Genomic DNA, 10,289 nt, shown 5'->3' with positions numbered 1-10,289 from the left:
ACACTCTGTAGGAGCTGCCGCAGGCCGCGATCTTTTGATCTTGATCATAAAAACAAAAACCGCAGCCTGCGGCAGCTCCTACAGGGCAGAGTTTTGCTTCCACTGCCGAGTTGTTGCCATGTTCCATGCCGTAGTCAAGGTTCTCAAGTGAGCGCCACCCGGCGTAGCGCCGATGGGTTTGCCCTGCAAGTGATGCTGGGTTTGTGCCTGGTCTGGGGCGTCCAGCAGGTGATGATCAAATGGGCGGCGCCCGACATTGCGCCGGTCATGCAGGCGGCCGGGCGCTCGGGCATGTCCGCGTTGCTCGTGGGTTTGGTGATCTGCTGGAAGGGCGGCTGGGATCAGGTCGGTGCTACGTGGCGCGGCGGGTTGTTGGCCGGCGCCCTGTTTGGCCTGGAGTTTTTCTTCATTTCCGAAGGCCTGCAACTGACCACGGCCGCGCACATGTCGGTGTTCCTCTACACCGCGCCGATTTTTACCGCGTTGGGCGTGCACTGGTTGTTACCCAGTGAGCGTTTGCGGCCGGTGCAATGGCTGGGGATCATTCTGGCCTTTGTCGGGATCGGCATCGCGTTTGCCGGCGGGGTGTCGTGGGATAACCTCGATCGCCGCATGTTGCTGGGCGATGCTTTGGGCGTACTGGCGGGTGCCGCATGGGGCGCGACCACCGTGGTGGTGCGGGCTTCGAAGTTGTCGGAGGCGCCGGTGACCCTGACCTTGTTCTATCAATTGATCATCGGTTTCGTCGGTTTGCTGTTGATCGCGTTGCTCAGCGGCCAGATCACCCATGTCAGCCTGACCACCGTGGCGGTGGCCAGTGTGCTGTTTCAAGGCGTGGTCGTGTCGTTTTTCAGTTACTTGATCTGGTTCTGGCTGTTGCGCCGTTATCTGGCGGCGAACCTGGCGGTATTTTCGTTCATGACGCCGCTGTTCGGCGTCACGTTCGGTGTGGTGTTGTTGGGCGAAGAGCTGAGCCTCAACTTTGTCATCGGCGCGGTACTGGTGTTGTTGGGCATCACCTTTGTCAGCGCTGAGCAGTGGGTTCGCCGCCGTTTGCGCAGAGCGCTTGGGCAGTCCTGAGTGGACTGAACAGCAAACTCCCGGCGATCACCAGTCCGAGGCCCGCGACCACCAGCGCGGGCTGCAAGCCACCGCTGAAGTGGCTACTTAATGCCGCCAGCAACGGCCCGCTGAGCTGGCCCACGGCAAAACATGCGGTCAGCAGGCCTGCATTGCGTTGCGTCGCGTGGGGCGCCAATTCCCGTGAGCGTTGAATCACCAGTTGCATGCAGGCCAGGAACGGCGTGCCACACAGAATCACCCCGAGCGCGAGGCCGGGACCATTGCCCAGCAGGCAAGCGAACACACCCGCCGCTTGCAGCCACAGTGTCGCCATCAGCCAGTGACGTGTTGTTCCCCATGTTGGCCGACGCACACTCACCAACACCACGCCGATCGCCGCCGCCAGGCCGAAGCACGGCCAGAACAGATCGGCCTGCCATTGGCCATGGAACTGTGCGCTGGCCATCTGCGACAGGAACGTCGCCGGGATGATGTAGCCCACGCCGTACAACGCATAGACCAGGCCTAACCGGCCGATACCACGATTATCCGAAGTCGCGACGCTGGCGACAGCGGCCACGGTTGCCGGCGGCTGCGGCAGGATTCGCACAATCCCCAGCAACATCACCAGGCCGACGGTGGCGTACACCAGCCATAACGTGGCGGACGTCTGACCCAGCAGGTTCGAACCCAAGGCCAGCAACCCTGTGAGAAAAATCCCCAAACCCGGTCCGGCAAATACCAGTGCGCCGAGTCGCGGACGTCCGGCGGCGGCAGCTAACGGCTGGCTTATCGCGGTGATCATCACCAGTACCCAGGCGCTGGCCACGCCAGTACCGAAGCGCAGGATCAGATGCGGCCAGAAGCCGTGCGCCCAGAACGAGGCAAGGGTCAGCAGCACGCACAGCCACAAGCCACCCAGCAGGCGGCGACGGACTTGCGCGGGACGCCGGGAAAACATCGCGTCCACGGCACCGAGGAAGTATCCGAGGTAATTGGCGGCGGCAATCAGGCCGGCGTCGGTCAGGTCGATCTGGCCTTCACTGAGCAGGTGCGGCAGTTGCGGGGTCAGGGCGAAACGGCCGATGCCCATGGCCATCATCAGGGCGATAAAACTGGCGGACAATCGAATCAAGGGCGACATGGTCAGAGTTCCAACAGAGGTTCAATGACCGTCAGGCTAGGTTCGATTGACTTTCTTGAAAAATGAATAATAGTGAGTAACTTGTTCTTTTTTGGAGAAGGTAGTGGAATTCAGTCAATTGCGGATCTTCCAGGCTGTGGCGGAGGAAGCATCCATTACACGCGCCGCCGAACGCCTGCACCGGGTGCCGTCCAATCTGTCGACCCGGCTCAAGCAACTGGAAGAGCAGTTGGGCGTAGAACTGTTCGTTCGCGAGCGTCAGCGTTTGCAGCTGTCGCCTGCGGGAAAAGTCCTGCTGGACTACACCGCGAAGTTATTCGCCTTGCACGACGAAGCCCATGCGGCGGTGCAGGGTGGCCAACCGGCCGGTGACTTCGTGCTCGGCACCATGTACAGCACCGCCGCCATTCACCTCCCGGCACTGTTGGCGCGCTATCACCGGCGTTACCCGTCGGTGAACCTGCAAGTCCAATCCGGGCCCAGCGGTGAGCTGCTGGAAGGTTTGCTCACAGGCCGGCTCGATGCGGCGCTGGTGGACGGTCCCCCGGAATTGTCCGGGCTCGATGGCGTGTTGTTGTGCGAGGAACGGCTGGTGCTGATCAGCGAGGCCGACCATCCACCGGTGCTCAGCGCGCGGGATGTGGAAGGGCGTTCGGTGTTCACTTTTCGTCCGGGTTGCTCCTATCGGACGCGCCTGGAGTCCTGGTTCTCCCGCGATCATGCGGCCATGGGCCGGGCAATGGAGATCGAATCCTATCCGGGGATGCTCGCGTGCGTGATTGCCGGCTCCGGCGTGGCGCTGATGTCGGAGTCGATGCTCGCCAGTCTGCCGGGCCGTGAAAGCGTGGCAGTGCACCCGCTGTCAGAGCCGTTTGCCACGGCAACCACCTGGCTGATGTGGCGCAAGGGCATGGTCGGGGCCAATCTGAATGCGTGGATCGAGGAGCAGCAAGCGGTCTATCCGTCGGCGCAAAGCCAGGCCCGGGCGATTGCATGATTTAATGCTGGCCGATTGTGATCGATTCAGTAACAGATCATTGCCACTTTGGGCGAGCATTGCTCAGGACTTCGGACTATTATCAGTGCGAAGGGGCTACAGAATTTTGGCCGCTCGGCACTACCCTGAAGGGGGCATCATGAAAGAGAAAATCCAAAACTGGCTGCACGACTTGGGTGTCGCACTCGGTTTGATCGAACCGCCTCTGCAACCTGTGCCTATTCGTACTGACGACGAACAACGCCGACGCCAGCAGCGTCGCCGCTGAACGGATAAACCGTGGGTGGAGAGGGTGCCTTTGTGGCGAGGGAGCTTGCTCCCGCTGGGTCGCGAAGCGGCCTCTCTTGATCACACTGTTTCAATTGTTGCGCTTCGACATATTTTGCGAGGGCTGCGCCCTCGAGCGGGAGCAAGCTCCCTCGCCACAAAGGGTGTGTTCGTTTTGATGACGCTTGTTGTCAATGCCGCCCGATCTCCATCAAAAACCGGCTCAAGTCACTGGCTGTCCTGGCCGTATTGAGCATCCGGTCTTCCTCGGCGGTGAACGCCGTCAAGCCGAGTTCGTCTTCCAGATGGAAGATCAGCTCTTCAATTTCCGATTTATCCAATCCCAACTGCACCAGACTGACGTTGTCGTCGAAGTCATCCTGGCCTTCCAGCAAGCGGCTGATGTATCGATGCACGGCGGCACGAACGGCGGCTCTTTTCATGGCGGTTCTTCGCGGGCGTTGTTGTTTTTATCCCTGCTGAGGATGTCGGCCTCGGCGAGGCGTACCAGACGTTCAGGGAATTCGAGCACTTTCCTTCAGACGAAAAAAAACGGGTGTGGCAACCGACGCCACACCCGTCGAAGAAAGCATCAAGTCGTTATGTTCAGCTTAGGCGGCGCTCGCCAGTGTTGCCGGGCGACGGGACATCAGGCTGACAAGCACGAAGCTCACGAGGCTGACACCGAGGCTGTAGTAGATCGGGGTGTTGGCATCCATTCCGTCCTTGAACATGAAGACCAGGGCAGTAATGAAGCCCAATGCCATGGCGGCGATGGCACCGGCGGTGGTGGCGCGTTTCCAGAAGATCGCACCCATCAGCGGGATCAGCATGCCGCCTACCAGCAGGTTGTAGGCCAGTGTCAGCGCACTGATCACGTCATTGACCACCAGTGCGATGCCCAGAACAACAATACCGGTCAACATGGTGAACAGGCGGTTGGTGGCGATGTTCGACTCTTTGCCACGGCGCAGTTTCGGCAGCAGGTCTTCAGTCAGAGTGGTGGAGGCGGCCAGCAAACCGGCGCTGGCGGTGGACATCATCGCTGCCAGGGCAGCAGCAATCACCAGGCCACGGATGCCGTCCGGCAGCGAGACTTTGACGATAGCGGCAAAGGCGTTGTTGACGTTGTCCAGATCCGGAATCAGCACGTGAGCGGCCATACCGATCAGCGCGCAAACCAGGCCGTAGATGATGCAGTAGATACCGGCCGAAGTACCGGCGTACTTCGCCACTTTTTCGCTCTTGGCGGTGAACACCCGTTGCCAGATGTCCTGACCGATCAGGATGCCGAAGAAGTAGATCATGAAGTAGGTGATGATGGTGTCCCAGCCAATGCTGGTGAAGTTGAAGCTGGCGGCCGGCAGTTGCGCGACCAGTTGATCCCAGCCACCCACACGGTACAGGCAGATTGGCAACAGCAGGAACATCAGGCCGACGGTCTGGATACCGAACTGGACGATGTCGGTCAGGGTCAGCGACCACATGCCGCCGATTGTCGAGTAAATGACGACGATGCCGCCGCCTACCAGTACAGAGACCCAGAACGGCAGGTCAAACAGAACTTGCAGTACGGTGCCGATGGCCAGGATCGAAACCACGCCGATCATCAAGGCATAGGCCAGCATGATGGTCGCGCTGGCGGTACGGGCCATTGGGTTGTAGCGTTTTTCCAGTACCTGGGTGACGGTGAACACTTTCAGTTTCAGCAACGGTTTGGCGAGGAACAGGTTCAGCGCGATGATCCCGCAGCCCAGTGCGGCGCAGAGCCAGAAACCGGAGATGCCGTGCACATAGCCCAGACGCACGGTGCCCACGGTAGACGCACCGCCCAGAACGGTGGCAGCCATGGTGCCCATGTACAGGCCCGGGCCGAGGTTACGACCGGCGACCAGGTAGTCTTCGTGGGTCTTGGCCTTGCGCATGCCGTAGTAGCCGAGTATCAGCATCGCGGCGGCGTAGATGAGTACGACGATTAAATCCAAAGCCATGATGGCGTGTCTCCGATTGTATTTTTTATGTGAGGCGAAAAATCAGGCGACGGGTTGCATCGCCGGTTTAACGAGCGGGTCCGTGCTCTTGCTGCGTGAATCATTCGGGCCGAATACGGCGCTCGCTTCCGGGAACATCTTGAGCAACACCAGGTACACCACCGAAGCCAGGCCCAGAGTGACCGGCAAGCTGATGTCGATGCCCTCGGCCAGGTTGCCCAGAGGGCCGACAAACTGCCCCGGCAAGTTCACGAAGCACAGGCCGACGACCGCGCTCGGGATCCAGGCACCCATGCCACGCCAGTTCCAGCCGTGGGTGAACCAGTAGCGGCCACCTTTTTCGCCACGGGTGAACACTTGCAGGTCATCCGGGCAGTAGAAGCCGCGACGCGTCACCAGGCCGATGATCATGATCACCATCCATGGCGTGGTGCAGGTGATGATCAGTACGGCGAAGGTCGACACGCTCTGCACCAGGTTCGCCGCGAAGCGACCGATGAAGATGAAGGCAATCGACATCACGCCGATCAGCAAAGTGGCCTTGACCCGCGACAGCACCCGCGGGAACACGCTGGACATGTCCAGCCCGGTGCCATACAGCGAGGTGGTGCCGGTGGACATGCCGCCGATCACCGCAATCAGGCACACCGGCAGGAAGAACCAGGTCGGCGAAACCGCCAGCAGGCCACCAACGTAGTTGTTGGCCGCGATGTAGTCCGGTGCCTTGATCGCCACGATAGTGGCGGTGGCGAGGCCAAACAGGAACGGAATCAGCGTGGCCAGTTGTGCGGCGATCACCGAGACCATGATCCGGCCTTTGGGCGTTTCACGCGGGATGTAGCGCGACCAGTCACCGAGGAACGCACCGAAGGAAATCGGGTTGCTCATGGCTACCAACGCTGCGCCGATGAACGCCGCCCAGAAACCGGCCTGACCCATGGCGACAGTGCCTGCGTACTGGCTGTCGAACGCCGGGGCAAAAGCGAAGATGCCCAGCAGGAACAACAGGCTGGCCGCCCACACCGCGATGCGGTTGACCCACAGCATGAAGCGGAAACCGTAGATGCACACCGTCAACACCAGCAGCGCGAACAGACCGTAGGCCAGGCCCAGGGTCAGGTCGGTTTCCGGCAGATCGATCAAGCGCTTGGCGCCGCCCACCAGTGCATCACCCGAACTCCAGACGGAGAGCGAGAAGAACGCGATAGCGGTCAACAGCGACAGGAAAGAACCGACGATTCGCCCGTGCACGCCGAAGTGTGCACCGGAAGACACGGCGTTGTTGGTGCCGTTGATCGGGCCGAACAGGCCCATCGGCGCGAGGATCAATGCACCGAGCACCACGCCCAGCACAATCGCCCAGACGCCAGCCTGGAAGGACAGGCCGAACAGTACCGGGAAACTGCCGAGCACGGCGGTTGCAAAGGTATTGGCGCCACCGAAGATCAAGCGAAACAGGTCGCTGGGCCTTGCGGTGCGCTCATTGTCCGGGATCTGTTCGACCCCGTTTGTTTCGATGCTAAGGCTGTTTTCGTTGTTGTTGTTATTCATGATCTGCTCCGATCATAAAGGCGCGCTCATCGTGTGTGAGCGTCACCTGTTTGGCTAAGGGGGTGGCAGCCCTTCCGGCATTGCGGACAAATGTTCGTGGCAGGCCAGCCATAGGCCTTGTTGTTCTTGGCCAGACGCTTGTTTCTTGAAAACAATCGTCTCGCGCTCCTGGCTGAAGTGTTGCTCCCCTTGCATGCGCAGCTCGGTGGCCACGTCATGGATGAAAATCGCCACGTCACCCTGCAGGCTGACGAAGGCGTTGCTCGATGTGCACGACAGCACTTCGAAGCCGTCCTCGGCACGCCAGCTGTCCCACAACACCTGGTAGGCATCGCGCGACAGCAGCGGCTGTTCGAGGGTGTAGAAGACGAAGCTGGCATCGGCGCTGAACGCGCCGAAGTAGGCTTCGCGATCGTTACGGGCGAAGGCGGATACCAGATCGGCAGCCGCTTTCAAAACCTGATCACGTGGGTTCATGACCGATCCTCAGCGATGGACCACGCCAGGCAGTACGCAGAGCATTTCGTACAGCAGGTTGGCGGCCAGCAGCGAGGTGTTGCCGGTGGTGTCATAAGCGGGCGAGACTTCTACCAGATCGCAACCGATCAGGTCGAGGCCTTGGCAGCCGCGAACGATTTCAATCGCCTGAATGGTCGTCAGACCGCCGATTTCCGGGGTGCCGGTGCCTGGTGCCCACGCCGGGTCGATGCCGTCGATGTCGAAGCTCAGGTACACCGGACCGCCGCCGACTTTCTCGCGAACTTCGGCCATCAGTGGCGTCAGGGATTTGTGCCAGCACTCTTCGGCCTGAACCACACGGAAGCCCTGGTTGCGGCTCCAGTTGAAGTCGTCAGCGGTGTAGCCCTGGGCGCGCAGACCGATTTGCACAACGCGGTCCGGATCGATCAGGCCTTCTTCGACGGCGCGACGGAAGGTGGTGCCGTGGGCGATTTTCTCGCCGAACATGTGATCGTTCACATCGGCGTGGGCGTCGATGTGCACCAGGCCGACCTTGCCATGCTTTTTATGGATGGCACGCAGGATCGGCAGGGTGATGGTGTGGTCGCCGCCCAGGGTCAGGGGGATCACACCGTGTTCGAGGATGTTGTCGTAGGACTCTTCGATGATCCGCACGGCATCCAGCAGGTTGAACGTGTTGATTGCCACGTCGCCGATGTCGGCAACCGACAGCGAGTCGAACGGTGCCGCACCGGTGGCCATGTTGTACGGGCGGATCATTACCGATTCGGCGCGGATGTCACGCGGCCCGAAGCGGGTGCCGGGGCGCAGCGAAGTACCGATGTCCAGCGGCACGCCTACGAAGGCAGCGTCCAGACCGGCAGCGGTAGGTACATGGGGGAGTCGGAGCATGGTGGCGATGCCGCCGAAGCGCGGCATTTCGTTGCCGCCCAGTGGTTGGTGAAGAATCTTGTCCACGGGTAGGGCCTCATCGTCGTTGTTTTATTTATTGGGTTGCACCGTTCACGGAGGACGGGTGCACCTTGTGGCGCCGATTCTGCGAAATGTAGTGGCCGGGAAGAATCGCTACGCGCAAATACTTAGTTCAGATTTTTCTAAACTAATGGCGATGGCGGGGATAGACTCTTTCCCGTGCTCATTCCCACGCTCTGCGTGGGAATGCATCTACGGACGCTCCGCGTCCAGCTGTTTCGTGTATGTGACGCAGAGCGTCACGGGCTGCATTCCCACGCGGAGCGTGGGAACGATCGATGGAGTCATCATGGCCAACGCTTTACCCGACCTGAAACTATTGCGCATCTTCGTCAGCGTGGTGCGCCATCAGGGATTCGCCAACGCCCAGCAAGAGCTCAACCTCTCGACGTCGGCCATCAGCACCTACATGAGCCAGCTCGAAGCCGCGTTGGGACTGGTGCTGTGCCATCGTGGCCGTGGCGGTTTCAGCCTGACCAGCAAGGGTGAGTTGTTCCATCAGGAAACCCTGCGCCTGCTCGGCGAACTGGAAGGTTTCGAACAATACGCCGCCGCGCTCAAGGGTGAATTGCGCGGCACGCTGAACCTTGGGGTGATCGATTCCACGGTCAGCGACAAGGCCTTGCCGTTTGCCGAAGCCATCGGCGCCTACAGCCAGGAACACCCGGCCGTGCACTTGCACCTGTCGGTGATGAGCCCTTATGAATTGCAGCTTGGCGTGCAGGACAATCGCCTCGACCTGGCCATCGGCGCGTTTTCCACGCGCATGAGCGGTCTGGTGTACATGCCGTTGTACCGCGAGCAGCACTGGCTTTATTGCAGCACGCGGCATCCGCTGTTCAACGAGCGGCGCATTCCCGAGCAGGTCATCACCCAGCAGCGCATGGTCGGTCGCGGCTATTGGAGCCAGGCCGAACTGGCCCGCCACGGCTTCAAGCACAGCGCTGCGACGGTGGAGAGTATGGAAGCGCAGTTGATTCTGGTGCTGTCCGGCGCCTACATCGGCTACCTGCCGGAGCACTACGCCCAGGCTTGGGCCGACAAGGGCGATTTGCGCGTGCTGTTGCCCGCGACGTTCGGTTATCAGGCGCCGTTCTCGATGATCGTGCGCCGTGGCCGCAGCCGCGAGCCGTTGATCCAGACTTTCCGCGATCTGCTCAAAGCACAACTGAATCAGGCCTGAAGACGATGTCCAGAATCCAATGTCCCCGCTGCCTGCGACCGCAAACGCATTGCCTGTGCCCGTTGATCCCCAGCCTCGACAGCCGCACCCGGGTGTTGCTGTTGCAGCATCCGAGTGAAGTGAGCCATGCGTTGAATACCGCGCGGCTGGCGGCGCTGGGGTTGAAGAATGCCGAGTTGATCGTCGGCGAAGTGTTTGAGGATTTGCCCAGCCTGTTGAATCAACCGGGGTACCGGGCGCGGTTGTTGTTTCCCGGTGAGGACGCGCAGCCGATGCAGGCGTATGTCGCATCCGATGAACCGCTGCTGCTGGTGGTCCCGGACGGCACCTGGCGCAAGGCGCGCAAGATGCTGCACCTCAATCCGCTGTTGGCAGCGTTGCCGCGGGTAACGCTGGCTGAGGGCGGCATGTCCCGTTATCGACTGCGCAAGGCACCGGGGCCGGGGGCGTTGTCGACGGTAGAGGCGATTGTGCAGGCGCTGGAAACGCTGGAAGCACCGGCCTCGTTTGCGCCGCTGCTGAAGCCGTTCGAGGCGTTGATCGAAGGGCAGATTGCGGCGATGGGGGAGGAGGTTTTCCAGCGTAATCATGGAGGGTAAAGCAAAAGATCGCAGCCTTCGGCAGCTCCTACAGGGTGTACGC

At 60.8% G+C, this 10,289-nt stretch carries 11 protein-coding genes; 5 read left to right on the top strand and 6 right to left on the bottom strand.

From position 1 onward, the window contains the following. The first annotated feature begins 147 nt into the window (after nucleotides 1-147). Complete coding sequence (locus ACW9JC_RS25545; RefSeq protein WP_457458442.1) at nucleotides 148-1,080, top strand: DMT family transporter; 933 nt, start codon at nucleotides 148-150, stop codon at nucleotides 1,078-1,080. Here ACW9JC_RS25545 and ACW9JC_RS25540 read toward each other — a convergent pair. Continuing rightward, nucleotides 1,025-2,206 (bottom strand): MFS transporter, encoded by a 1,182-nt coding sequence (locus ACW9JC_RS25540; protein ID WP_457458440.1) that lies wholly within the window; start codon nucleotides 2,204-2,206, stop codon nucleotides 1,025-1,027. The genes ACW9JC_RS25545 and ACW9JC_RS25540 overlap by 56 nt on opposite strands. A 103-nt stretch (nucleotides 2,207-2,309) precedes the next feature. Here ACW9JC_RS25540 and ptrR point away from each other — a divergent pair, with 103 nt between their 5' ends. Together ptrR and ACW9JC_RS25530 are read left to right on the top strand one after the other, a co-directional pair. Continuing rightward, on the top strand, nucleotides 2,310-3,203 hold the full coding sequence (gene ptrR / locus ACW9JC_RS25535) for a putrescine utilization regulator PtrR (protein WP_416129756.1): 894 nt from the start codon (nucleotides 2,310-2,312) through the stop codon (nucleotides 3,201-3,203). 139 nt (nucleotides 3,204-3,342) lie between these two features. Then, nucleotides 3,343-3,471 carry a PA1414 family protein gene (locus ACW9JC_RS25530; RefSeq protein ID WP_007914492.1) on the top strand — a complete coding sequence of 43 codons (129 nt, stop codon included), beginning with the start codon at nucleotides 3,343-3,345 and terminating at the stop codon, nucleotides 3,469-3,471. A 190-nt stretch (nucleotides 3,472-3,661) separates the two neighbouring features. Here the strand turns inward: ACW9JC_RS25530 and ACW9JC_RS25525 are convergent, their stop codons facing one another. The 5 genes from ACW9JC_RS25525 to speB form a co-directional block, all read right to left on the bottom strand. Continuing rightward, nucleotides 3,662-3,913 carry an acyl carrier protein gene (locus ACW9JC_RS25525; RefSeq protein WP_457458438.1) on the bottom strand — a complete coding sequence of 84 codons (252 nt, stop codon included), beginning with the start codon at nucleotides 3,911-3,913 and terminating at the stop codon, nucleotides 3,662-3,664. 168 nt (nucleotides 3,914-4,081) lie between these two features. Beyond that, entirely contained in the window at nucleotides 4,082-5,461 is a 1,380-nt protein-coding gene (locus ACW9JC_RS25520; protein WP_338582439.1) for a sodium:solute symporter, read from the bottom strand. A gap of 42 nt (nucleotides 5,462-5,503) precedes the next feature. Further along, nucleotides 5,504-7,012 (bottom strand): purine-cytosine permease family protein, encoded by a 1,509-nt coding sequence (locus tag ACW9JC_RS25515; protein WP_457458435.1) that lies wholly within the window; start codon nucleotides 7,010-7,012, stop codon nucleotides 5,504-5,506. A 54-nt stretch (nucleotides 7,013-7,066) separates the two neighbouring features. Further along, complete coding sequence (locus ACW9JC_RS25510; RefSeq protein WP_457458433.1) at nucleotides 7,067-7,489, bottom strand: YybH family protein; 423 nt, start codon at nucleotides 7,487-7,489, stop codon at nucleotides 7,067-7,069. Between the two features lie 9 nt (nucleotides 7,490-7,498). Next, a complete protein-coding gene (speB, locus tag ACW9JC_RS25505) occupies nucleotides 7,499-8,449 on the bottom strand; it encodes an agmatinase (protein ID WP_457458431.1) in 951 nt (316 codons plus the stop codon). Between the two features lie 304 nt (nucleotides 8,450-8,753). Between speB and ACW9JC_RS25500 the strand changes: the two genes are divergently transcribed. Together ACW9JC_RS25500 and ACW9JC_RS25495 are read left to right on the top strand one after the other, a co-directional pair. Then, complete coding sequence (locus ACW9JC_RS25500) at nucleotides 8,754-9,647, top strand: LysR family transcriptional regulator (RefSeq protein WP_007972518.1); 894 nt, start codon at nucleotides 8,754-8,756, stop codon at nucleotides 9,645-9,647. A gap of 5 nt (nucleotides 9,648-9,652) precedes the next feature. Further along, nucleotides 9,653-10,246: a tRNA-uridine aminocarboxypropyltransferase gene (locus tag ACW9JC_RS25495; protein ID WP_457458429.1), complete on the top strand. Its 594-nt coding sequence runs from the start codon at nucleotides 9,653-9,655 to the stop codon at nucleotides 10,244-10,246. Nucleotides 10,247-10,289: the final 43 nt, after the last annotated feature.

The organism is Pseudomonas sp. SDO5591_S426, from assembly GCF_054070755.1.
This window is presented reverse-complemented; position numbering and strand designations above follow the sequence as displayed.

Coding starts and splice junctions, on each gene's coding strand:
- ACW9JC_RS25525 (WP_457458438.1), bottom strand. CDS start 3,913: ATGAAAAGAGCCGCCGTTCGTGCCGCCGTGCATCGATACATCAGCCGC.
- ACW9JC_RS25520 (WP_338582439.1), bottom strand. CDS start 5,461: ATGGCTTTGGATTTAATCGTCGTACTCATCTACGCCGCCGCGATGCTG.
- ACW9JC_RS25500 (WP_007972518.1), top strand. CDS start 8,754: ATGGCCAACGCTTTACCCGACCTGAAACTATTGCGCATCTTCGTCAGC.
- ACW9JC_RS25515 (WP_457458435.1), bottom strand. CDS start 7,012: ATGAATAACAACAACAACGAAAACAGCCTTAGCATCGAAACAAACGGG.
- ACW9JC_RS25530 (WP_007914492.1), top strand. CDS start 3,343: ATGAAAGAGAAAATCCAAAACTGGCTGCACGACTTGGGTGTCGCACTC.
- ACW9JC_RS25540 (WP_457458440.1), bottom strand. CDS start 2,206: ATGTCGCCCTTGATTCGATTGTCCGCCAGTTTTATCGCCCTGATGATG.
- ACW9JC_RS25510 (WP_457458433.1), bottom strand. CDS start 7,489: ATGAACCCACGTGATCAGGTTTTGAAAGCGGCTGCCGATCTGGTATCC.
- ACW9JC_RS25495 (WP_457458429.1), top strand. CDS start 9,653: ATGTCCAGAATCCAATGTCCCCGCTGCCTGCGACCGCAAACGCATTGC.